A 24,331-nucleotide genomic window follows, 5' to 3' on the forward strand; every position below is an offset into this window, starting at 1 on the left:
TGAAACCATCAAGTAATCAATAATTCTATCATCAGGGGGCAGAGTTATGGATCGGAATAAAGGTAAAAAGGAATTTTGGAAAACACTGATAATCAGCTTAGTTTTTGTAATACTACTATTCAGCTTGTTAGAAATGGGGGATGTCTTAATACAAAAAATCCCATCAGGTGTCACTACGAGTTCCGAGGTTATTTAAAGCAAACAAAAAAGCCAACCGAAAATCGATTGGCTTTCCAAATTCAGGCACATCTCAGGAGACAAAATAGATTGTTAGTTTGCTTTTTGTTTGAGAATGCGACTAAAAGTTAAGACTATTTACCAGGGTGCAATAGCTTGTGTTCGAAAGGTGGTTGACCGTTAGGAGCAGGTTTTACAGCTTGATTAAGTGCATCATGGAATTGGTTAGGGAAATTATTCATAGTTAAATACCTTCTTTATTTAGTTTTAGATTGTTTTGTTTTTAAAAAGCCTTATTTACCAGGGTGAAGTAATTTATGTTCCAAAGGAAGTTGACCGTTAGGAGTAGGTTTTACAGCTTGATTAAGTGCATCGTGGAATTGATTAGGGAAATTATTCATAGTTAAATACCTTCTTTATATAGTTTTAGAATGTTTTGTTTTTTTAATAGATCTTATTTGCCAGGGTGAAGCAGCTTGTGTTCCAAAGGTGGTTGACCATTAGGAGCAGGTTTTACAGCTTGGTTAAGTGCATCGTGAAATTGGTTAGGGAAATTATTCATAGTTAAATACCTTCTTTATATAGTTTTAGATTGAGTTGTTTTTAAAAAGCCTTATTTACCAGGGTGTAATAGTTTATGTTCCAAAGGAAGTTGACCGTTAGGAGCAGGTTTTACAGCTTGATTAAGTGCATCGTGGAATTGATTAGGGAAATTATTCATAGTTAAATACCTTCTTTATATAGTTTTAGAATGTTTTGTTTTTTAATGGATCTTATTTACCAGGGTGTAACAACTTGTGTTCAATAGGAAGTTGACCATTAGGAGCAGGTTTTACAGCTTGGTTAAGTGCATCGTGGAATTGGTTAGGGAAATTATTCATAGTTAAATACCTTCTTTGTATAGTTTTAGATTGTTTTGTTTTTAAAAAGTCTTATTTACCAGGGTGTAACAACTTGTGTTCAATAGGAAGTTGACCATTAGGAGCAGGTTTTACAGCTTGGTTAAGTGCGTCGTGGAATTGGTTAGGGAAATTATTCATAGTTAAAATACCTTCTTTATTTAGTTTGTTTTGATTCAAATATCTCTGTATTTGATTAATGCGTAATGCTAAGGGCGAATTATTTGTTGCTAAAATACTTTTGTTCTTTGATCAATGCGATTGAAGCAGTGGGAAATGATTTGAATGCTTCAGTTTCATAAGTAGTTTTTTCAAAATTATTGTATGTATCTTTCATGTAAATACCTTCTTGTTATTTAATTGATTTTTTAATTGTAAGTTGATGTTTTTATTAATAGTAATTATCTTTGTAAGTGTTTAATAAGTGGATCGATAACACGATCGTTTTTAGGTTGTACAGATAAGTGTACGGCGTGATGTAAGTCATCAGCTAGGTTGATCATGTAAGTACCAACCTCCTTTCTATGTGTTACATTATTGCGTCTGAAGCTTTAGAGCAGCTTAAAATAATGTAGTCATTCTGTGAAGAAGATATGAAAAAAAGCAATCACCGGTGTGGTGGTTGCTTTTTGACTGGTTAAGATTAAATGTAAAAAGTTTTGAAAGACTAAATAGACCAGGTTGTAGTCCAAACGATCTTAGATTTATATATTCCATCGTCAAGGTTTGTATTACGAACAAAAATTTTAAGACCTTCATTATTTTGCCAAGATATTGGTTGGATCGATTCACCTTGTTTCGTTTGTTCAACAACGAGATTTTTACTAGGGATACCCAATTCATTTTGATTTGAATCAAAATATCGTAATTCAAGACTATCAGTAGTTATTGGTGAGTTTGAAGAACCATAATGAAACTTATCCGAGAAGCTCAATTCTAATTTTGCTGGTGTTTTGTTACGACGATTATCGTTGAAATCAACAATATTGTTGTCACTATCAGGGAGAATTCGATTCTCGAGAGATGAAACTCTTTTAATTATTTGTCCAAATTCTATATTATGAGGAATCGGAACAATACCATCGTTTACGAAAGAAATACTATTAATTGGTTCTATTGGATCAATATAACTTTCTTGATCACTAGTATATACGGTAAATAAGGGTGCATATTCAAAAGAGTTTTTTTCGATTTTTGTAACTATAGTATCAATGGTAACTTTGGTTGGGAAGTTTTCAATGGGGATGTGTTTTATATGCACAGTGTTTTCATCAATTCTAATATTCTCTGGTTTAATATTGTCGTTGTTAATTTTAACGCTGTCTATATTTACAATTTCTTCATTTGGGCTAAGAGGGTAAATGAGTTCATTCTCACGAAATTGAGGGCGTATATTGACGTCATTATGGTTTATTATTGTGATAGTGTGGGTTAAACGGTCAGTTACTTCTGCATTTTCGATATTAAACGTATTGCTTATATGTGTGTTATCAGCGTATGTACTACTAATGGTATGGTCATAGTCATTCTGAATGTTAATACTATCTACTCCAATATGAATTTCATTAGATTTCACCTTGAAAGGATTATTCTTATCAATCGGATTTTCACTGATAATTTCAACATAATATCTTGTATCATTATCTTCTCTTGAAAGAGATTTTAACGGCAATGTGTTTTTTGGATTAGGAAATTCTCTATTTTCAGCTCCCTTAACTCTGTGCCAATGAATCTCATCTTTATCATCAAAGTCACCGTTTAACGTGATGATACTGGAGTCTCCAGCAGTAAAATTTTTTTGATCATCTTTGATAGTCAACATGTTACCAACAGTAACACTGGTATAAGCATCAATTTGTTTTCCAAGACCATTAATTAATGAACCTTTTATTTTAACAACTTCTGAAGAAAGATGTTTATGGGCAAGAATCGAACTTGCATTTTTATTGACAAAAATTTGATTATCTATAATCGAAATGAGTTCGTTAGATGTTTTATCTGTGGTAACTCCAGCAATATCATCAGGGAATGACCATTGAATATCGTGAATATCATTTGCGGTGACAGGATCAGTAATCACATCAAGATAATATCCTTTTTTCAAGAAATCTTTATTTACCAATAAATAATTAGATTGAGGTTTGATGGAAAAACTATTTGTAACTTCACTGTCTTTAGAAAAGGTGATAGATGTCATGTTAGAGTACAAAGGCGGATTGAAGTAAGGCAAAATTGGTACAACTTGTGCAAATGCTTGAAAATAAAAAGTCCCAGGAGTTGTGGATTTAAATGAATAATTACGATTATTGATGGAGTGGTTCAATAAAAATCCAGATTTTTTTATTTCCCTCCATTTTCCCCCATCGAATTTATACCATTTATAATTGACGCCAGAGAATAAATTACCACCAAAAACTGAGCTAGCATCATTTTTGTTAACGTCCGTTTTAATAGTTACAGAATCCCCAGTTCTTGCATAGTAATGATCTTTAGGTTGTAATTTAAAACCTGAAACTGTTACCCAGGATCCAAGAGAATATCCCGGCCCAGTAGGGGTGCGAAAAGGTGCAGGTGCCGTGACAGCAGTATCTGTATTGTCGGCGTGTGCAATTGAAACAAATCCAAAGATGGTTACGAAAGAAATTACAATCAAAGCTATTTTAATAAATTTACTTGAGATAACGTTCTTTAAAATAAGCACAACCTAGTCTCCCCAAAAAATGGGTTATTTGAGTTTAAGTATAACTGGCATATCAAAATCATAGAATGGCAATTTTAATATAAAACAGTATTTATATATTTTTATCCAGTAAAAAAAGTAGTGAAATAATAATGATTAAAATACAAAAAATGAGCGGAGCGAAGTCCCGCGAACTGAATTAAAAATTGGGAGAATATAACAATCAATAAAACGTTCAGCATGAATGCACATAGGGGTTAAGGCACCTACACAATGCACTTAACCTTGCACTTATGATCTTATTAACATAAATAGAAACTGAGATAGACCGCAATAAATAGGACGCGCAAAAAGTGCCAACTTGATCAAAATAACTCGGTCCCCATAAAAAAAAGGGGATTGTTTCACTATCTAGACGGAGGGGCCCGGGGATACAGACCTCAGCACCTAAATCGTGTCAGATGCGTTCCAGCGTCTGTATCCCCGGGCCCCGGAGTCGACAGTGAACCACACACTAAACTACTACCTCAACAACCAAACCACCACTGCAGCCAATCTCTCACACCTCAAGACAAACCCCACCAAAAACAAAAAAAGAACTGTCCAAACGGACAGCTCTACCTGGGGTTGTTTATAAATGAATAAAATTAGTCAAGATCAATAACAATACTAGCGAGTAACGTTATCAAACAATTGGCCAACAGCAGCAACATCGTTAGCAGCTGTATGAATACCAGTACTAATACCAGCACGTAGTGAGTTTAAAATAATCATAAATTTGTTCCTCCTTCATCTGAACAAGACCAATTATGCATCCATAATCATAAAATAAGCTTAAAAAAGCAAAGATGAACAAATTTTTTTATATTTTAAACTTCACTAATGAACTGTGCCATTTCCAAACAAGCATCGTCAGCTTGTGGCAAGACGCCGATCATTGGGGCAAATGCGTGGGCCATGCCGTTGTATTGTAGGAACTTGACGTCAGTTTCATTTTCGTTGAGTAGCTTAGCATAAGCTTCGTCTTGTAATCTGAAAAAGTCGTACTCACCAACGATCATGAGTGTGTTAGCTTTTTGCAGATTGTCTCTGCCGTGTAGTGGCGAGATCAAGTCTAAGTTGGGGTTTTCGTCATGAGTTAAGTAGTACTTTCTCATGATGGCGTTTAAGGAATGGAATAATTTGCGATAGTTATTTCTGATGGCGATCTGAGCTTGATCAATTGGGTAACTGGAAAGGTCCCAAAGCTCTTCATTGTGGTCATCAGCTAATGTTACTACGGCGTATAGCAAGATGTTGGCAGCTGATGATTGGTAGCCTAGGCGATTCAAGAGGTTATCGACAGCAATGCTGACGTTTCCTCCGGCCGAGTCGCCTCCGAGGATGATATTTTCAAAGCCTAAGCATTGTTGAACGTATAAGCTTACTGCTACACCGTCAAGGATCCCTTCGGGGAAAGGATTTTCTGGTGCTAATTTGTAGTCGATGTTGAAGACTGTAGTGTTGCTCTGTTCAGCGATGTATTTGAGCATGTTACGAACGTCTTCAATTTGACCACCATAGAAGGAGCCACCATGGAAGTAGATAAAAGCTTTTTTAGCGCTAGCATTTTCAGGGATGTACTGTTCCATGCGAACATTTCTATGCCAGTATTCGATGTTGCGCTCGACGGTTTCAATGTTAGTTGTGGTGAGGTCTTCTGAGTTGACCGCTCCACCGGCACGTAGTTGGACTAAGTCGTCATCTAAAGCGGAAACTGTTTTAAATTTTTCCAAACTTGGTAGTAATAGGGGACTGTATTCACCACCATTGATCGTGTCGTCTACTGGTTTGACGATTTTATCTAAAGGATCATTTAAAGTTTCGATACAATTATTTTTTAAGACTTCTAGAGTTTGTTTATATGCCATTTTTCTGTTCTCCTTGAACATTTTTAAACCTCTTCGATAGAAGCATCTTTCAAAACATTTGCTTCTGCTGTGTCAGTATCTTGAGCTGATAATTGTTTTTCGTCTAAGTTATAGAAGCGCATCATTGTAATAACAACGATCGATAAGAGTACAGGGATCCAAATAAAATTGATGCTGATGGCGCTGAGTGCTTTAGCACTTTGGACGGTAGCGTTGGCAGAAAATCCGCCCCAAGCTAGGACCCATCCGGAAACCGCTCCACCGACACCCATGCCGATTTTAGCACCAACCATCGGAATAGAGGAGAGGAAGCCTGGTTCCTCGATTTTTTGAACGACACGGGAATATTCAACTGTGTCGGCGATCATTACAAATGAGAGTGTGAAGACACCACCCATAGTGATCATGGAAATAATATTACCGGCAAAAATCCAAACGACGTTACCTGAGTTGATGCCGAGCGGGGAAATTACTTGGCCGATGATGAATGCAATCAAGATGCCTGTCATAATAGAACGATTGCTGAATTTTTTTGCTAAGATCGGGACTAGTAAGTTACCGATAACTGAAGTGATAGTGAAAGCCATTAGTAAACTGAAAACTTTTTTAGCATTGTAAACGTAAGTTACGTAAAAAACAGTCGCAGACATTCTCGTTACCCAAAATGTTTGGATCAAGATCAAACTAATGGAAAGAATGACCCAAGGCCGATTTTTGAAAGCGCCTTTGAATGATTCTTTGATCGAAAGGTGACCTTCGATCTGGTCGGCTTCGTTGTCGGATTCTTCTAGCGGTTGTTCACGCAAGTTGATGAAAGCTGAGAAGAAAAGTAACATGATGACACTTCCGATAATGATGCCCCAGATCATCCAGGCAGTTTCGCTTTTTTGTCCACCGAGCATGTTGATGATCGGTAATGTGATCGCAGCGATAACAGTCGTTCCGATGTTAGTCATAACCATCCGAGCACTAGCTAAGTTAGCTCGTTCTTCTTTATTTTTGGTCAAACTAGGTAGGATCGCAGTGATCGGAGTATTAGCACCTGAGTAAACTAAACTGAATAAGGTGTAGATGACACTGACCCAAATTTTTTGAAAGAGGTCATTGCCACCAAAACTTGGATTGATGAAGAGCAACATGGCTAAGATCCCAAGGGGAACTCCGAACCATAAAAAGTAGGGACGGGATTTACCGTATTTTGATTTGGTGTGATCAATTAGGTAACCGAAGAACATTCCATCGAAGGCGTCAATGAAACGGACGACTAAGAATAGTGTTCCTACGAAAGCAGCGGAGATGTTTAGGACTGTGGTGTAGTAGAACAAGAGATATAGTCCTACCATTTGCCAGATCAGGTTGCCACCCATGTCGGTAGCACCGTAGAAGATGCGTTGTTTCCATTTTTTCCAGGTCATTTGTTTTTTCCTCCTGTATTTTCCCTGTAACCGTATACATATAATAATAAATATTTTTCTATAAATTAATTCCTTAGATTGCCTATTTAGTTACCTTTTTTGACATTTGTCACGGGAGATGGTGTGCAGAGGTATAGATGTAAGAGAGAAACGCAGACAGAGGCGTTTGTGATTTTAGGTGTGTGGTATTGAGGTAGTAGTTTTGAGTGCGGTTCACTGCCGACTCCGGGGCCTGGGATACAGCCGCTGGAACGCACCTGACACGATTTTGAGCTACCCGAGGAGACCACTCGGGCATCTCAAAACTCGGTCTTTCACTAGGCAATAAATTGCCAAGTGAAATTTAGGTGCTGAGGGCTGTATCCCAGGCCCCTCCGTCTAGATAGTGCACTATCTCCCCTTTTTTTTGGAAGTGACCGAGTTTTTTTGAGCAAGTTGGCACTGTTTGCGCGTCCTATTCATTGCGGTCTATCTCAATTTCTATTTTTGTTGGTAAGTTCAAAAAGCAATGATAAAACCCTTATGTAAAATAAAAACGCCCGCGCTTATGCACGGACGTTTTTGTTATTTATGATCTATGGTTAAAACAGAGGTAATGGGGCTAAGTATTCGATGTCTGTTCTTTTAGCTGCTGGGCCTTCTGCTAGGATAGCTAGTTGTTTTACGACGGTGGCGTCTGCTTGTTTTAGGAGGGCTTTGGCTGTGTTTAAGGAGCCTCCGCTGCTTATTACGTCATCTACTATTACTACTTTTTTGCCGCGAATCAGTTCTGCGTCTGCTCCGTCTAGTACTAGTTCTTGGTCAGCGCTGGTGGTTATGGCGTGGACGGATTCTGTTAGTGGTTTGTTCATGTAGTCTTTGACGCTTTTACGCAAGACTATGAAATGGGGATGGTTGGTTTGGTCGCTTAGTACTTGTGCTAGCGGGATTCCTTTGCTTTCCATGGTTACTAAGTAGTCGAAGTCGACGTTGGCTAGTTTTTTACCTAATTGTTCGGCTGCGTAGGCTGTTAGTTCCGCGTCGCCTAGTAGTACGAAGGAGGCAATTGTGGTTGTTGGGTTGATTTTTATTAGTGGTAATTCTCGTTTTAGTGGACCGATGGTTAGTTCGTATGTTTTTGTCATGGTTAGATCCCCAATCCTAATAATGGTAATCCGAATTTTAGTACGGCGCCGCTTAAGAGTCCGATGAACGGATCTACTAGTGCCGTTACTACTAAGGTGATGGCGGCAACTGTTGATAGTGGTCCGTTCATGGCGGTTGTGGCGTTTTCTGGAAAAATTACTACTGCTCCAAGGACTAATAAAAAGCCGGCGATTGATGCACTAGGTACGTACTGACCGATTCTTGGTAGCCAACCCAAGAGTAAAATTACGGCCATGATCAGCATCATGATTATCCCTGCAATTACTGGTTCGGGAGCACTGGCTGTTGCGGAAATAATGGTTTCTACTGGAGCTCCACCTAGTAAACTAGTTCCGAAGTCAGCTAGTGCTTGAGTACTGGTCAATAAATTCAAATCGACTGGATTCGGTTTTTGACCAGTCATTTGACCGGTGATCAATCCATAGGAAATGTTTGCGCCGATGTTTAGGCAGGCTAGACTTAGAGCACCACGTAAAACTTTGACGCTGACTACTGGTTTAACAAATTGAAATTTGCGAGCCGTGACGTGATCTGGCAAGGTCACCCGATAATGTTTCACGAAAACGGCGTAGAGACTAGTTCCGATGACTGAAATGGTAATAGTCCAAACTAAGTCGTGGCTAATGATGTAAGTTACGGCCGCTAAGGCAATCGATATCCAGCCAAAATGTGATTCTTCTTTGGCCATTTGTAGGGCGATTTTTGCTAACATCAGTCCAACTCCAGCCATCATTCCGGCCATGATCTGTGTTCCGAGGATGTCGACGATCTTAGTCAGCGACCCAGTCAGACCGATCACTAACATGATTGCGGCGCCGAAGAAGATGATCGACGAACGTTCACGTAAGTTTTTACCGAGGTGTCCGGTCAACGCTAACGATTCCGCTTGGAATGAAATCGGTGCGACCGATCCAGCAACTCCGTTGACTAACGATGCTAATCCGAACGAAAAAGCTGTCGGGAAGACGGCAAAGCCAAGTGTCATCGCCATGATCCCTTGAGGTATTCCGTTTAAAACAACGCCGATTGCGGCAAGTAAATCTGCTAACCAATGCAAAACAATACCACCTTTGCTGTTAATACGAACAATATACTATATAAATTTATTTAAATCCACCTTATTGATAAAATAAACGTATATTAAAAGGTTGGATATTAATTAATGTTCGGATATTTATCAAAATTGTTTCAGCTTACTTTGTGTGGTTCTTGTCATTTCATACAGTATCCCTAAAAATCAGACGACAAAAAGCCTCTAGACATCACATCATCTAGAGGCTTTTTACTATATTCAACTTGAGACTATAAAAATTTTTCTCTTGGGGGAGATGGTTTTTACATAAGTTCTATTTTTCAGTAACAAAGGTGCTAACTGTGTGTTCCTTACCACTGATGAACACTTTCGCTTCAGGTCCTTCAAGCAATTCCACGTTGGTGTTGTCGTGAGTCAAAGTGACTTTAAAAAGATTGTTTTGGAGGCGGATCCTGAAGGTTAGGGCATTCCACTGTTTTGGCAAGTTGTTCGTTAGATGCAGGATGCCATTTTCTTGGGTCATTCCCGCAAATCCGGCTGTTAGTGCTAACCAGCTACCGCCGAGATTTGACAGATGGAGGCCGTCCTCAGTGTTTCCTTGGAGATCAGTTAAGTCCATCGTGGCAGTGGCCATGAAATATTGGTAGGCTTGCTTGTAGTCGTTAAGTCTAGCTGCGACCATGCTGAAGACTGATCTAGATAGGGATGAATCGTGCGTGGTGATTTTTTCATAGTAGTCATACTCCCGCTTGAGATGGTCCTTTTTAGTATCTTCGGGGAATAAGAACTCAGCCAGGATGGTGTCGGCTTGCTTGGCTACTTGGTGACGATAAATCGTTAGGGGATGATAGTGCAATAATAGTGGGTAATTTTCCTTCGGTGTCGTTTCAAACGGCCACAGAGGTTTGCTGAAAAAGCTGTCATCCTGGGCGTTGATCTTTAGATCTTTATTGAATGGCAGGTAGATTGCTTGAGAGATGCTGAAAAAGTCGTCTAGCTCTTTGTCAGTCACATTGAGTTGTTCGAATTTTTCCGGAGCCAGAGCTTGAACGATCTTGCCTAGTCTAACGGCTAAGTTCAAGTTGTGCTTGGCAATGCGGTTAGTGTAGTAATTGTTGTCGACCATGACGGTATATTCGTTGGGACCAGTAACGCCGGCAAATTCAAAGCGTTTTTGGTGGTCTATTTCACGGAAGTGGCCAAAGTTGACCCAAAATCTAGCCGTCTCCAAAACGAGCTCGAAGCCTTTTTTGATTAACCAATCGTTGTCGACAGTTGCTTCATAATAACGATTGACGGCATAAGCAATGTCACCGTCGATGTGATATTGAGCAGTCCCTGCTGGATAGTAGGCTGAGGCTTCTTGGCCATTGATCGTCCGCCATGGGAACAAAGCACCGTGATCGACACCCAGCGTTCTAGCTTGTTTTTTAGCATCGTCCAAAGTATTGAAACGAAAGTCGAGTAGATCGCGGGCAATTTCGGGATCGGTATAGGTGAAATAAGGTAGGAGATACATCTCGGTATCCCAGAAATAATGCCCTTCATAGCCAGTTCCGCTGAGTCCTTTAGCAGGGATGTTAGTCTTCCCATCACGTCCAGCCGATTGGTTTAGTTGGAACAAGTTGTAACGAATAGCTTGTGTCAGCTGATCGTCACTATCGATCTCGACCTGGCTACTGTGCCAAATATTGCTCCAATATTGCCGAGAACTTTCGGCGATGCTGTCAAAAGTATAGTTACTCAAATCGATCACCGGAGTCTTTTGATCGTAATCGATATTAGAAACACCAGCCAAATAAGTGGCCACGCCGTTTTCCTGGCTAAGGTTAAAGACTTGTTCGGTCAAAGTACCGGAAAAAGCCGAAATAGCCATGGTAATAGTTAGCTTGCTGTTAACAGTTTTGATAACCAAATTTTTTTCATTAGCGGTATCGACAGTCGTGTCGAACTGCAAAGTTTTAACTTGACGAGCCTTTCGAGGATCATCACTAGCGTCAGAATCCTTCACACTTTGCAACGACTTAGTCACCTTGATCTTACCAACGTAACTATTTTTTGTGAATTCGTAACGTAAGGCAACCGCAGTTTGATCGGCTTGGTCGATGACAGTCGTTAAATGTAAGTTGATTGATTGATCGTCGTCGGTCGACAAGACGTAATCTTGCGATAAAATACCAGTTTCAAAGTTAAGATTGGATGACTTCAAAGTTGACCGGTCAAAAGCTTTGCCAGTAGATGTTGTAACTGTGATCTGACGAAGATCGGGCAAGTTGACAATAGTTTGATGATTTTTCGCGTAACCCACCGCTGATTCACCATAGACGATCGGATCAGTCTCGTAATAACCGTTAACTAAAGTGCCACTACTCGGGCTTGGATCGATTGGATCACTGGCGCGAATGCCAAAATGTCCGTTAGCAAGCGAGTAGATCGTCTCTAAATAAGGTGGTTGATGATTTTTTAAGTCAGTCAGACTGAGTGTGTTTAAATTTGACATGAAATACCTCCCTCAAGGTTATTATTCTAATCATGAAATTGTTTACATTATTAATGTACAGGTAACAAAAAAGCTTTCCAATCCACAATTTGGTTGTAATAGTTACCTTTTTTAACATCAGTGAATCTATCTTAGTCGCTTTAACAAAATTTTCAACGGGTATAGCCAGATTTTTTGCAAAAACTAGGAGTTTTGATGGCGATAATCATTCGGAGTCATCTCAAAATGCTTCCGGAACAAGACGAAGAAGTTTTTATTCGAACCAAATCCAGTTTGCTCCGCGATTTCGTGAATCGGCAAGTCCGTCTGCCGCAAAAGCTGGGTCGCCTTAGTCAAACGAGTTTGGACCAAATAATTTTTAGGAGAAACGCCAACAAATTTTTTAAAAATCCGAATCAAGTGAGCTTCGGAAATATGATTTTCCTGACTAAATTGGGCGATGGTAATATTTTTGGAAAAGTTATTTTGAATTTCCGACATCACTGATTGGATCATCAACGGCGAGCCCAACTTCAAAGAACCAGAATCGTTTTCCTGAAAGCGACTCATCTTCTGCAAGACAAAAGCGGCCACATAGTGCAAAGCACTGATCGTCTGCACTTGATTTTGAATATCCGGCTTTTCAGCCCGCTTATATTCAGTGATCTTGGCCAAACTTTTTTCCAGCAGAGCAAACTTAGGCTCAGTCAGATCCAAAGGACCGATCTCAAAATGAATTTGATTAAAGTCATCAATTTGATCAAACAACCAATTCAAAGGCAGCAACAAAGTCAAAATTTCATTCCGAGGATCAACAACCGCCTTAAAGCTGTGAATAACATTAGGACCAATAACAAAAAATTCCCCAGCAGTAAGCTGATATTCCTGACCATTGATCCGAGTACGCCCAGGCTCACCCTTAACGACATAGCACAGTTCAATAGAGTTATGCCAATGAGACATAACATCTTTAACTTTCCATGAGGGGTCAGTATGAAGAAAAGCCTTAACAGGTAATGAGTCGTCAAAAACGAGGTTTTCATAATAAGCAGGCATTTGTATTTCTCCTTTTATTGTTGGAGGTTATTAATTTGATTATATAACATTGTTTGGGGGGAGGGTTGTTCCCGGTCCTGTGGGGGTTCCGGGAATTGCGCCGTGGAACGCTGCGGGCCCACTTTGAGCTATCCAAGGAAGACCGCCTTGGACATCTCAAAGCTGGGTCTTTTCGTAAGCACGGCCTTTGCCGTGCAAACGAAAATTTCGCGGCTGACGGCGAATTCCCTCCACCCCCACAGGACCTAATTGGGAATAAAACTTATTTTTTTGTGGGGATACGGTACTTAGCTAAACATGCTTGGGTAGTTTGGGTTAGATTGATGTACTGAGCTCTGTACGGTCTTACGATTTTGGAAAGTACGATTTATCCAGTAAATTTTGAGAGAGAATATCATCGAAAATTTTTTTGAAGATCCATAAAGAAAAATAAGAATAAAATCAGATTCAGTTGGAACCAAAGGTTTGGATTTTGATTTTACTATCATCAAAGAAACTGAGATAGACCGAAAAGAGTAGGGCAGGAAAAAGCGCCAATTTATACACAAAAAATCGGTCCCACCCAAAAAAATAAGAATGGTTATTAGACCACTATCTAGGTGGAGGGGCGGGGCGCTATATGGGCTCAGCCGCGAAATTTCACTTAGCGGTTTACCGCTTAGTGAAAGACCCAGCTTTGAAACAAGCGAGCGGTTTATGCTCGATTGGTTCAAAGTGGGTCCGCAGCGTTCCAGTCTCATATAGCGCCCCGCCCCGGAACCGGCAGTGAACCACCAACAAAACTACCCCCACTATCCCAATACAATAAAAAAAGCCAACTCCATAAAATGAAGTTAGCTTAAAAATAACTAATCAGAATTACGACCAATATCATAATCATCATCTTTCATAGCCTCAACCTTACCCATCAAATAACCATTACCAACCTGAGAAAAGAAATCATGGTTGGAAGTTCCAGTTGAGATACCATTCATAACAATAGGATTAACATCCTCAGCGTTCCCATCAGGGAAAAGAGGACTTTGACCTAAGTTCATCAAGGCCTTATTAGCGTTGTATCTTAAGAAGACCAACACTTCTTCAGTCCAGCCGATGTCATCGTAAAGAGTGTGCGTGTACTTTTCTTCATTGTCGTAAAGCTCATAAAGAAGGTCGTACATCCATTCTTGCAATTTGCCTTGTTCGTCTTCTGACAATTCGTTGAAGGCGAGTTGGAACTTGTAGCCGATAAATGTTCCGTGGACTGATTCGTCACGGATGATCAACTTGATGATCTCGGCCACGTTGGCTAATTTGTTGTTTCCTAAGTAATAAAGTGGTGTGTAAAATCCTGAATAGAACAAGAATGTTTCAAGGAAGACACTAGCTACTTTTTTCTGGATGCCTGTTCCGTGTTGGTAGATCTCGTTGATGATCTTAGCTTTCTTTTGAAGGAATTCGTTGTGGTCGGTCCAGTCAAAAATTTCTTCGATCTCTTCAGCAGTATTTAAAGTACTGAAGATCGATGAATAACTCTTGGCGTGAACAGATTCCATGAATTGGATGTTGTTGAAGACGGCTGTCTCAGCTTGAGTACGGACATCTTTTCTGATTTGTTCGATCCCGTCTTCTGATTGGAGTGTGTCTAGCAGCGTTAAACCACCAAAAACGTGTCCAACTAGAGTATGTTCAGTCTCGTTTAATGTCCGCCAATCATCGACGTCATTTGATAGTGGGATACGAGTATCCAACCAAAATTGTGATGTAAGTTTTTCCCAAGTAGCTTTGTCGACTTGGTCTTCAATTTTGTTCCAGTTTATGGCTTTGTAGTATGTATCGACCATTTAAAATAATCCTCCTGAGTGAATCTAAAGTGAATCTGAAAAAATTAAATTGAGCAGCTTTCGCATTCGTTACTACCAATCTCATCATTGTTTTCCGTAAATGTTCTTACGTAGTAAAGTGACTTGATACCTTGATAATAGGCATAGTTACGTAAAATACTGAGATCACGAGTTGTTTGCTTAGTATCAGTCTTCCATTCGTAAATTCCTTCTGGGATCTCTGAACGGAGGAATAAGGTCAAACTCATTCCTTGATCGACGTGCTTTTGAGCAGCAGCGTAGATGTCGATAACTTTACGCATATCAGTATCGTAAGCTGACTTGTAATACTTGATCGTATCGTTACTCAATAGTGGAGCTGGGAAGTATAGCTTACCGTTTTTCTTTTCTTGACGTTCCTCTACTAAACGAGTGATTGGTTGAAGGCTCGCACTAGTATTGTTGACATATGAGATCGAACCTGTAGGCGCAACAGCAAGACGGTATTCATTGTACAAACCGTATTTTTGGACACTGTCTTTAAGTGCTTGCCAGTCTTCTTTAGTTGGGATATCGATATCTTTGAAGAGTTCCTTGACTCTGGCTAGTTTAGGAGCAAAGTCTTCGCTGATATATTTGTCGAAGTAAGAACCATTAGCATAGTCAGACTTTTCAAAATTATAAAAAGTTTCTTTGCGGTCCTTAGCGATTTGGTTACTTTCCATCAATGTCCAGTAGTTGAGCAAGAGGAAGTAAACGCCAGTGAACTCGATCGATTCGGGTGAACCGTATTCGATCTGGTTCTTAGCTAAGAAAGTATGAAGTCCCATAGCACCTAGTCCAACTGAGTGGCTCAGTTTGTTACCGTGAGCAACAGAAGGAACAGCAACGATGTTTGAAGCGTCTGAAACGTAAGTCAAAGCACGCATCATTGAACGAACTGATTTACCGAAATCAGGACTGTCCATCATGTTCAAGATGTTAGTTGAACCAAGGTTACAACTGACATCTGTTCCCATTTTGACGTATTCTTGAGCATCGTTTAGTTCTGAAGGAATCTGAACTTGTTGGATCTCAGTACATAAGTTACTCATGATGACCTTACCGTCGATCGGATTAGCACGGTTAACGGTGTCGATATTCAAGACATAAGGGTAACCTGATTCTTGTTGTAACTTACTGATCTCGTCTTCAAGTTCACGAGCTTCAATTTTGTATTTTTTAATGCGGTCATCTTTGACCATGTTGTCGTATTCTTTAGTAATATCCACGTAAGAAAATGGAACGCCATAAACTCTTTCAACGGAGTAAGGGCTGAATAAGTACATGTCTTTGTTCTCACGAACTAATTCATAATACTTATCAGGAACGATAACACCGAGTGACAAAGTCTTCACACGGATCTTTTCGTCGGCGTTTTCTTTCTTAGCAGACAAGAAGTCAATGATATCAGGATGGAAGACGTTCAAATAAACGGCTCCGGCACCTTGTCTTTGACCTAATTGGTTACTGTAACTGAAAGAATCTTCCAACAATTTCATAACTGGCAAGACACCAGATGAAGAATTGTCGATTCCCTTGATAGGTGAGCCTGATTCACGCAAGTTTGACAAGGTGATACCAACACCACCACCGATACGTGATAGTTGCAGGGCACTGTTGACAGTCCGACCAATACTATTCATATCGTCAGTTACTTGGAGTAAGAAACAAGAAACGTATTCTCCACGACGTTTTCTACCAGCATTCAAAAATGAAGGAGTAGCTGGTTGATAACGTTGTGCGATCATTTCTGTTGCCAATGACTTAGCTAATTCTTGGTCACCATTAGCGAAAAGCAAGGCATTAAAAAGGATCCGCATTTCGTAATTTTCCAAATACAAGTCGCCATCGTTAGTCTTGATCACGTATTGGTTGTAAAACTTATAAGCAGCCATAAATGACTTAAATTGGAAATGTTGATCCATCAAAAAGTTATAAAGATCTTCGATGAAGTCGAATGGATATTTATCGATGACCTCGTGTTCGATGAAATCGCCGTCTAACAAGTAGTCGATGTGATCTCTAAAAGAGTCAAATTTCTTAGTGTTAGGTTCAACATTCTCATTGAAAAAAGCCTTAATGGCTTCTTGATCTTTGTTTAGTGGAATTGTATTGTCCACTGGAATATTAATTTCATTATTTAATTTGAAGTAACTTACATTAGTTACGTCCAGGTTGTTTAGCCCCAAATTCGTTCACTACTTTCTTGAAATTTTCTACGTCTTTATCGGTTCCGTTGAATTCAAATTCAAATACGACTGGGACGTCTAAGCCTTTAGCGATGTCTCTGGCAGTGTGGTTGTACAGAGTATTGAAGTTACGGTTTCCGCCTCCCGCAACACCAACACAGTTATCGGCATTTCCTTTGTATTGAAGGAAATCGATCACTGAGTCCATCATATCGTCATCGTAAGAAGGTACGATGAGAATAAACGACCGACCCATTTCGTGAAACGGGTCGGCGTCAGTAATTTGATATGCATCCAAACCAGTTTTCTTAACAAATCTTACGGTTTGGCCTGTGATTGAATAAAAAGCGATGTCTACCATTGACTAGCCTACTAGTCCTTTAAGACTATCTGGGCGGAAGCCAACGATTGGATCACTATTTCCAGGCATTACTACAGGGACGCTTTGGTATCCTTGTTGTTTTAAGTAATCAAGATATTGTGGTTGTTGGTTGATATTTCTTTCTTCGAATTGTACGTTATGTTCTTTTAAGTATCTCTTTGTCATTCTGCATTGCATGCAGTTGTTTTTGCTATATACGATTACGTTGTTCATAATGGTGGTCCCCTTTGTTAATGTTTCAAAGACTAGTTTAAAACAACCAAACTCAATATACAAGATGTAGTGTCTGAATATTTGCGAAACACTGTATTTAGTGTGTGAAACAGTGATGGGACGGGCTTTAAAGAATTTTTTCATGAAAAAGCTGCCAAGTGTTTCAATTTCGAAAAAAAACTTCGTTTCGTGTTAAAATTGTCTTATCAATAAAAATTGATGTAGAACAAATAACCATTGGATTTGAGGAGATTAACATGAACGGATGGAATTTCATAGGGATACTCGCTTGGATTATTGTTATTGCTCTTTTATTCATCGTAGTATTTAACATTAGAAATCGTCACTTAAAGATCTTAGTGGAACACAAGAAGAAAATCACTTGGAAGACGATCTGTCTCGATATCGTGGAGATATTAGTCGTTATCGCCGCAGTGATCGGGATGTTATACATGTCGCTTTTTTCCCGCGTAGATCTGAACAACAAGCAAGATATTGCTGTTACTTATAAATACGACCCAATGATCGTCCAGACACGATCTGATGGACAAGGCTATTATGTCAAGATCGATAAGTCTAACCCTAATAAGGGGACGAACGTCTATCAATATTGGATCAACAATTCGACTTATACCGTTTCTAGTCGTGAAGCAACTATTTCAGATGCTACTTTGCCGTTCAACGTATCTGGCGTTCATTTGAATTGGCCAATGAAGAAGATCAAGCAAATGGACAGTAAGTACCAACATGCTTACGTAATCACTGCCGAGGCTAGGTATAAGAATAATTTCGTCAATGGACTAGGATTACGTGCCGGACGTTTTGCGTCTGAATACCGTGTTATCCGTGTCCCAGAAAGATCGTTCATTAACGTTTCAAGATAAAAGACTAAACGCTTGTTTTGACTTAGGTATTTCGTATAATTTAAGTCAAAGCAACGAAAAAAGGGGCTAAACCAGTTGTGGTTTAGCCCCTTAGTGTTCAAAAACTACTTAGCTTTTGACATCTTTTTAGCACTAACAACGATCTTGTTGTTTAGTTCCATCTTATTTGGGTCATCTTTAGGATCGTTTTTTACGATTTCAACTAATGCTGAATGTTCGTAGACTTTTTCAACTTTTCCTTGGAATTCGTAATCCATGTCTTCGTCAACTTTGCAGTTGTATGTTTCGCCAACTTTAATATCTTCAATTTTCATATTCAAACTCCTCTAGAGTTATTTACTTAACAGACTAGTATCATAATATAGTAGTTAAAATATTTCAAACTAAATGCAACGGGATAAATATCATGAATAAAAAAATCATAGTCATCACTGGTGCCTCAGGTACTGGTAAAACAACTATTAGTCGCTATTTGGAGGAGAAATATCAAATTCCTCACGTAATTACACATACTTCACGGGCTCCACGCGCTGGTGAGCAAAATGGGGTCGACTATTATTTCGAAACTAATGAAAGTTTTGAACGAAACCACTATTTAGAAAGAGTTGAATATAGTGGTAACAAATACGGTTCTTCCGAAGAAGGACTACAAAAGGCCTGGGAAAAAGCCGATATTGCCTCGATCGTCCTCGATTCTAAGGGTGCGATCGCTTATCGCAAGAAGTACGGCCAAGATTGCATAGTGATTTTTATGAAGGTCGACCCCGAACTCATCGCCAATCGATTACGCCAAAGAGGGGATGAAGAGCACCGTGTCGCCCAGCGATTAGTAAGTGAAGAAAATCGCAGGGACTTTGAAATTCCTAAGGAATTATATAGAAATCATTATGAAATCATAAACAAAGACATAAGAAATACTAAAGATTGTGTCGATGAGATCATAAAGTCAATCGAATAATTCAAAAAATGTCCAGAAAAACCGAAAGAAGGAATCCCTTAAAATCGGCTTTTCTGGACATTTAATTTTTTATAAATAAAAGTGTAACATTCTTATTTAACGTTTGTAACAGTTATGAAATATTCCTAGAGTATAGTGTTCATCGTTGAGTGATAAAAATAACTTATGAATTTTAAAAACTAAAAAATACAAACACACCATTTATGGGGGAAATTTAATTTTGAATATTAAGAAAAGTCTTGTTACATTTACAGCCGCAGCATCATTAGCCGTTACAGGTTTTGGTCTTACAAACCTTGCCGGAAACACAGAAACACACACAGCACATGCTGCTACTACAATCACAGAAGGCGTTCCTTCAGTTGTTACAACTACAACAACTGCTAAGTTATACACAGAACCTTCATCAAACTCAAAACTTGAAGGTCGTTCATTAGCTGAAAACACACCTTGGGCTGTTGGCCAAGCTGCTAAAGATGACGCTGGTAACGTTTGGTACTTCGTAGGTACAAACGCATGGGTTAGAGCCGTTGACGTTAAAGAAGGTCTTCCAGTTCAAGAAGAAGCAGCTACACAAGCTCCTTCAACTCAATCAGCTGTTGACTCATTGATCAATACTGCTAAATCATTTATCGGTACACCTTATGTATGGGGTGGAAAGACACCAAGTGGTTTTGACTGCTCAGGTTTCACATCATACGTATACCAACAAGCAACAGGTAAGAGCATCGGTGGTTACACTGTAGCTCAAGAATCAGCTGGACAACACGAATCAGTTCAATCAGCATCAGCTGGTGACTTATTATTCTGGGGTAACCAAGGTTCAACATACCACGTAGGTATCTATCTTGGAAACAACCAATACATCGCTGCACCTCAACCAGGTGAATCAGTTAAGGTTGCTAATATTTCTAGCTACTTTATGCCTTCATTTGCTGTTAAGGTTCTATAATTTTAAATATTATTCTTTTGAGTCAGACGTTTTTCGTCTGGCTCTTTTTTTGGTTTTGGGCTGGTTTTTGCTTGATATTTTTGGGTGGTGGTTCACTGCCGGTTCTGCGGGAGGTTCCGGGAATTGCGCCGTGGAACGCTGCGGACCCACTTTGAGCTATCCAAGGAAAACCGCCTTGGACATCTCAAAGCTGGGTCTTTTCGTAAGCACGGCCCATGCCGTGCAAACGAAAATTTCGCGGCTGACGGCGAATTCCCTCCACCTCCCGCAGAACCTAGGGTAGTTAAAAACTAGCTGTTTTTGTGGGGGTACGGTATTTAGTTTTATCTCAGTGGACTGTTTTGGTTGAGTTGGTGGTACTTAGGTTTATTTGTTCCTAGGAGTTTTATTTGATGCTATCTATCTTTTGGATTTTTGTTTTTCGGTTATCATCGGGGAGTTCCAGTTCCAGTTCCAGTTCCAGTTCCAGTTCCAGTTCCAGTTCCAGTTCCAGTTCCAGTTCTAGTTCTAGTTTCTAAATTCTTGATGACTGGCTTTGTGCTTTTGCTTTCTATTGGTCTGCTTTGGTGACTGGATTTTTTGTTTGGGGGTTTTTGCGGTGACTTTGGGGATTTTTAGTGCTATTATTTTTTTGAAATTATAATGTGGGGTGATTGGTATGCATATTGGACATGTTGGTGTTTTTGTTCAAGACTTGGATAAGATCGTGGCTTTTTACAAGCGTTATTTTGATGTTAAGGTTTCTGATGCGTACCATAATGAGAAGACTTCTTTTACTTCGCGCTTTTTGTCATTTGATGATGGTGCTAAGTTGGAAGTTTGCTCTCGTGATGATCTCCGCAATGTCGATCGTTCAGGATATCCGGTGGGCTTTCAACATATCGTCATTTCGCTAGGCTCAGAGCAAGATGTTGATGAGTTGACCGAACGGATCGAAGACGATGGCTATGATCATTTGGACGGTCCAAGAGTAACTGGTGATGGCTATTATGAAAGTGTCGTGGCTGATCCAGAAGGAAATTTGATTGAACTAACAGTTTAATTTAAGAAAACAACCGATCCGATTTTTTGCAATAATGGACATTTTTCAAGCTTCTGTAGAATAGGAAACTTGTCTTAATTTATTGCTTAGAAATCCAAATGGATATGGTAAAATAGTAAAGCAACACAAATTGATGTTGCCCTGCTAAATCAACAGGTAAAAAAACATAAAACGTGTTTCATCGAACACGAGTTTTAAATATAGTTAGCTTTTAAACTAGCTACATCGAATTATGAAGAGGAAAATAAACCGGAGACGAGAATCCAGTTTATAAAAAAGCCCCAATTTTGGCCCTGAGAAACCAAAATTGGAGCTTTTTTTGTACCAAAAATAGGACGCTTTTAACCACTATCTTAATAGCAACCGATGAGAACGAAAAGCAAAAATAAACAAGATAGAACGAGAAGACGGGATCGTAAGAACGCGGAAAGATTAAACGTAACAAAACTAGTCAAAACAATTTTCCACTATAAAAGTAAGTACCGTATCTCCACAAAAAAATGGATTTTGTACAAACCTAGGTTCTGGTGGGGTGGAGGGAATTCGCCGTCAGCCGCGAAATTTTCGTTTGCACGGCATGGGCCGTGCTTACGAAAAGACCCAGCTTTGAGATGTCCGAGGCGGTTTTCCTTGGATAGCTCAAAGTGGGTCCGCAGCGTTCCACGGCGCAATTCCCGGAACCCCACCAGAACCGGCAGTGAACCACCACCCAACATACAACCTCAAAAAACATCAAAAAAAAAGCCGAAAATAAATTTCGACTTAATCCTTTAATTCATTTACTGCTTTTTCAATCTTAGTCTCGTTATACATCAACAACACCAAAAACATAACAACATACAAAGCCAAAGGAATCAAACCATAGTTAAGATTGATCGCCGAAATAGCGTCTGCTGTTTGTGCTTGGTTAGAATGATAACCGGCAAGATCCAAAGTTCCAGCTGTAACTAGACCCCCAAGACCAAGACCTAAGTTAACTCCAAAGTCATCCGTTGAAGCTAAAACTCCTTCTGCTTGGATGCCCATGGAAGTTCCGTATCTGATGGTATCGGCTATCATGATCGATACTAGTCCGATGATGAAGCCATTTCCGATGGAGTTGATGAAGACTCCTGAGAAGATCAATGGGACGTTTTCGGCGTAAGCAGCAGCTGCTATGATGGCTTGGCCGATGAAACCGGCGATTATTCCGATCTGCATGGTGCGTTTTTTACCGATTTTGGCGGAGACGAAGTAGATGGCTACTACTCCAATCAAGGCTGTGAAGGTGAATCCGTTGGCCCAGGATACTAAGCCTTCATTTTTGATGACGTATTTGAAGTAATAAATTGTCGTCTGATTTCTGACTGACGTCGTTAACCAATACAAGAAAATGACGACGGAAATTACCATCCAAGGCTTGTTTTGTTTTAACATGCCCCAGACTTCTTTGAGTGGTTGGTGACTGATAGTTTTGTCGGTGAAACGCTCTCTTACGTGGAAGAAAGTGTTTAAGATCAAAACTAGAGAGATGATACCAAAGAGGATGATAGTACCTAAAAATCCTTTTTGCTGGTCACCACGGCCAAATAAGACTACAAGAGGAATCGTAAAGGTTCCGACGATAAATTGGACAGATGAGCCAAAGAATTGTCTGATAACTCCTAATAAGGTAGTCTCTCGTTCATTATCGGTCATAGTTGGTAAGATCGAAGTGATCGGTAAGTTGACGGCAGTGTAGAAGAAACCTAATCCTAAGTAAGTCACGTAAGCCCAAATTAGTTTTCCGGTATGTGGTAAGAAACTAGGCGTTACGAAGGTCAAGACGGCAAAAATTACGTATGGGAAAGCATACCATAAGAAGAATGGTCGGCTTTTTCCCCATTTGGAATTAGTTTTGTCGATCATGACTCCGATGATCAAACTTTCAAAAACATCGGCGACTCGAGCAACTACGAATAAGACGGCTGCTTCTCTGGCGGTTAAACCGAAGACGTCGGTATAGAAGAAAAGTAGGTAAGTGGTCATCATTTGAAAGACTAGGTTATCGGCTGCGTCACTTAAACCATAACTGATCCGTTCGGTGATAGAAGTTCGCCACTTATTCATGGACTACTTCTTTGCTGTTAAACGACGGTAGAGTTCGCGGCCAACGATATCATTAGTCCACATCCAAGCAATGTGTCCTAAAGCCTCAGAAATGTGTTCTTCAGTAGGTTGGTCAGAAGCTGAAGGGACAGTCTTCATCATTGGCATGATGCCGATGTGGAAGGCAACCCAAATTGCTAGACCAAAAATTGTTCCCGAAGTAAAACGCAAGTAACGTCTGTTTTGTGTTAATACTTCGTAAATAATGGCGAATGATGTTGAAAAACCAAAGTGCATTAAATAGCTGACCCAAGGTAGTTTGTGGCCAGAGTATGTATAAGTTGCGTGAGTAACTTTTTCAGGCACCCCAAATTGTTGCAACAATTTTTGTGGAGGGTTAGTAGCATCTCGTTGAGCAGTACGTGGTGGCAAGATGTTTTCCCATCCTAATTTAACTAGTCCTGAGATTATCCCCGCTGCAAGACCAGCTTTGATAGCTGCATGAAGATCAGTTTTTTGTCTCTTATTCAGTTTCATATCCAAGTCCTCCTAATAACATATGCTTTCATTATAAAACAAGCTATATAATTACGCTTATATTCTGCTGTCATAAAAGACATAATTTCTTCATAATTTGTTTGATTTTAATTCTTAGTTAGGTACCGGATTATTCATAAAGTGGCGGTATTCTTTATACATAGTCAAAAACAAAGAGGTGACCGGATGAAGTAAAACCCTAATCAATTTTTATTGATCCCCAATAGATATTTTTCATAAATTACTTACACAACTTATTAAATATAAATAATCCCTAAATTTAGATAATATTCCCCCCTATAGATATTATCCAATCCCCTACTAAAGGTTGAAAGCACGAAAATAGCCCTCAACTCATTCGTATGTTGAGGTTGGGTACAATCAAATAGTTTTTTAACATCATGAAGCATTATCCAAGAGCCTGATCAGGCGATTGGGTAATGCTTTTATAAATTCGTCAAAAATATC

Annotated in this window: 19 protein-coding genes; 5 read left to right on the forward strand and 14 right to left on the reverse strand. The window is 39.5% G+C overall.

Going from position 1 to position 24,331, the window contains the following annotated elements:
- Positions 1-46 precede the first annotated feature (46 nt).
- Positions 47-196, forward strand: coding sequence for a hypothetical protein (locus tag EKM69_RS12315; protein WP_164505886.1), 150 nt, complete (start codon positions 47-49; stop codon positions 194-196).
- Between the two features lie 1,547 nt (positions 197-1,743).
- Here EKM69_RS12315 and EKM69_RS07090 read toward each other — a convergent pair.
- The 11 genes from EKM69_RS07090 to nrdH all read right to left on the reverse strand — a co-directional run bounded on the left by EKM69_RS07090 (position 1,744) and on the right by nrdH (position 17,423).
- Positions 1,744-3,777 (reverse strand): hypothetical protein, encoded by a 2,034-nt coding sequence (locus EKM69_RS07090; RefSeq protein ID WP_125709585.1) that lies wholly within the window; start codon positions 3,775-3,777, stop codon positions 1,744-1,746.
- A gap of 848 nt (positions 3,778-4,625) precedes the next feature.
- A complete protein-coding gene (locus tag EKM69_RS07095; protein WP_164505887.1) occupies positions 4,626-5,666 on the reverse strand; it encodes an alpha/beta hydrolase fold domain-containing protein in 1,041 nt (346 codons plus the stop codon).
- A gap of 23 nt (positions 5,667-5,689) precedes the next feature.
- Positions 5,690-7,081, reverse strand: a complete 1,392-nt coding sequence (locus EKM69_RS07100) for an MFS transporter (RefSeq protein WP_125709589.1) — start codon at positions 7,079-7,081, stop codon at positions 5,690-5,692.
- A gap of 581 nt (positions 7,082-7,662) precedes the next feature.
- Entirely contained in the window at positions 7,663-8,205 is a 543-nt protein-coding gene (locus EKM69_RS07105; protein WP_125709591.1) for a phosphoribosyltransferase family protein, read from the reverse strand.
- A 2-nt stretch (positions 8,206-8,207) separates the two neighbouring features.
- A complete protein-coding gene (locus EKM69_RS07110) occupies positions 8,208-9,284 on the reverse strand; it encodes an NCS2 family permease (protein ID WP_125709593.1) in 1,077 nt (358 codons plus the stop codon).
- Positions 9,285-9,573: 289 nt separating this feature from the next.
- Positions 9,574-11,760, reverse strand: coding sequence for a glycoside hydrolase family 65 protein (locus EKM69_RS07115; protein ID WP_125709595.1), 2,187 nt, complete (start codon positions 11,758-11,760; stop codon positions 9,574-9,576).
- Between the two features lie 183 nt (positions 11,761-11,943).
- Positions 11,944-12,795, reverse strand: a complete 852-nt coding sequence (locus tag EKM69_RS07120) for an AraC family transcriptional regulator (protein ID WP_125709597.1) — start codon at positions 12,793-12,795, stop codon at positions 11,944-11,946.
- Positions 12,796-13,643: 848 nt separating this feature from the next.
- On the reverse strand, positions 13,644-14,618 hold the full coding sequence (nrdF, locus tag EKM69_RS07125; RefSeq protein ID WP_125709599.1) for a class 1b ribonucleoside-diphosphate reductase subunit beta: 975 nt from the start codon (positions 14,616-14,618) through the stop codon (positions 13,644-13,646).
- A gap of 44 nt (positions 14,619-14,662) precedes the next feature.
- A complete protein-coding gene (nrdE, locus tag EKM69_RS07130) occupies positions 14,663-16,813 on the reverse strand; it encodes a class 1b ribonucleoside-diphosphate reductase subunit alpha (protein ID WP_404825408.1) in 2,151 nt (716 codons plus the stop codon).
- A complete protein-coding gene (gene nrdI, locus EKM69_RS07135) occupies positions 16,800-17,189 on the reverse strand; it encodes a class Ib ribonucleoside-diphosphate reductase assembly flavoprotein NrdI (protein WP_125709603.1) in 390 nt (129 codons plus the stop codon). Before nrdI ends, nrdE begins: the two co-directional genes overlap by 14 nt.
- Before the next feature lie 3 nt (positions 17,190-17,192).
- A complete protein-coding gene (gene nrdH, locus EKM69_RS07140) occupies positions 17,193-17,423 on the reverse strand; it encodes a glutaredoxin-like protein NrdH (protein WP_125709605.1) in 231 nt (76 codons plus the stop codon).
- A gap of 257 nt (positions 17,424-17,680) precedes the next feature.
- Here nrdH and EKM69_RS07145 point away from each other — a divergent pair, with 257 nt between their 5' ends.
- Complete coding sequence (locus EKM69_RS07145) at positions 17,681-18,307, forward strand: LVIS_2131 family protein (protein WP_125709607.1); 627 nt, start codon at positions 17,681-17,683, stop codon at positions 18,305-18,307.
- A gap of 104 nt (positions 18,308-18,411) precedes the next feature.
- Here the strand turns inward: EKM69_RS07145 and EKM69_RS07150 are convergent, their stop codons facing one another.
- The gene (locus EKM69_RS07150) at positions 18,412-18,621 is read right to left on the reverse strand and encodes a DUF2187 domain-containing protein (RefSeq protein WP_125709609.1); all 210 of its coding nucleotides are present in this window, start codon (positions 18,619-18,621) and stop codon (positions 18,412-18,414) included.
- A 92-nt stretch (positions 18,622-18,713) separates the two neighbouring features.
- Here EKM69_RS07150 and EKM69_RS07155 point away from each other — a divergent pair, with 92 nt between their 5' ends.
- From EKM69_RS07155 to EKM69_RS07165, 3 genes are all read left to right on the forward strand, one after another.
- Positions 18,714-19,265: a guanylate kinase gene (locus EKM69_RS07155; protein WP_125709611.1), complete on the forward strand. Its 552-nt coding sequence runs from the start codon at positions 18,714-18,716 to the stop codon at positions 19,263-19,265.
- Positions 19,266-19,485: 220 nt separating this feature from the next.
- Positions 19,486-20,217 carry a C40 family peptidase gene (locus EKM69_RS07160; protein ID WP_225423858.1) on the forward strand — a complete coding sequence of 244 codons (732 nt, stop codon included), beginning with the start codon at positions 19,486-19,488 and terminating at the stop codon, positions 20,215-20,217.
- Positions 20,218-20,875: 658 nt separating this feature from the next.
- Positions 20,876-21,259, forward strand: coding sequence for a VOC family protein (locus EKM69_RS07165; RefSeq protein WP_125709615.1), 384 nt, complete (start codon positions 20,876-20,878; stop codon positions 21,257-21,259).
- 762 nt (positions 21,260-22,021) lie between these two features.
- Here EKM69_RS07165 and EKM69_RS07170 read toward each other — a convergent pair.
- Positions 22,022-23,347, reverse strand: coding sequence for an MFS transporter (locus EKM69_RS07170; protein WP_125709617.1), 1,326 nt, complete (start codon positions 23,345-23,347; stop codon positions 22,022-22,024).
- A 3-nt stretch (positions 23,348-23,350) separates the two neighbouring features.
- Entirely contained in the window at positions 23,351-23,863 is a 513-nt protein-coding gene (locus EKM69_RS07175) for a DUF1440 domain-containing protein (protein WP_125709619.1), read from the reverse strand.
- Positions 23,864-24,331: the final 468 nt, after the last annotated feature.

The organism is Companilactobacillus zhongbaensis, assembly GCF_003946515.1.
GTDB classification, from domain to species: domain Bacteria; phylum Bacillota; class Bacilli; order Lactobacillales; family Lactobacillaceae; genus Companilactobacillus; species Companilactobacillus zhongbaensis.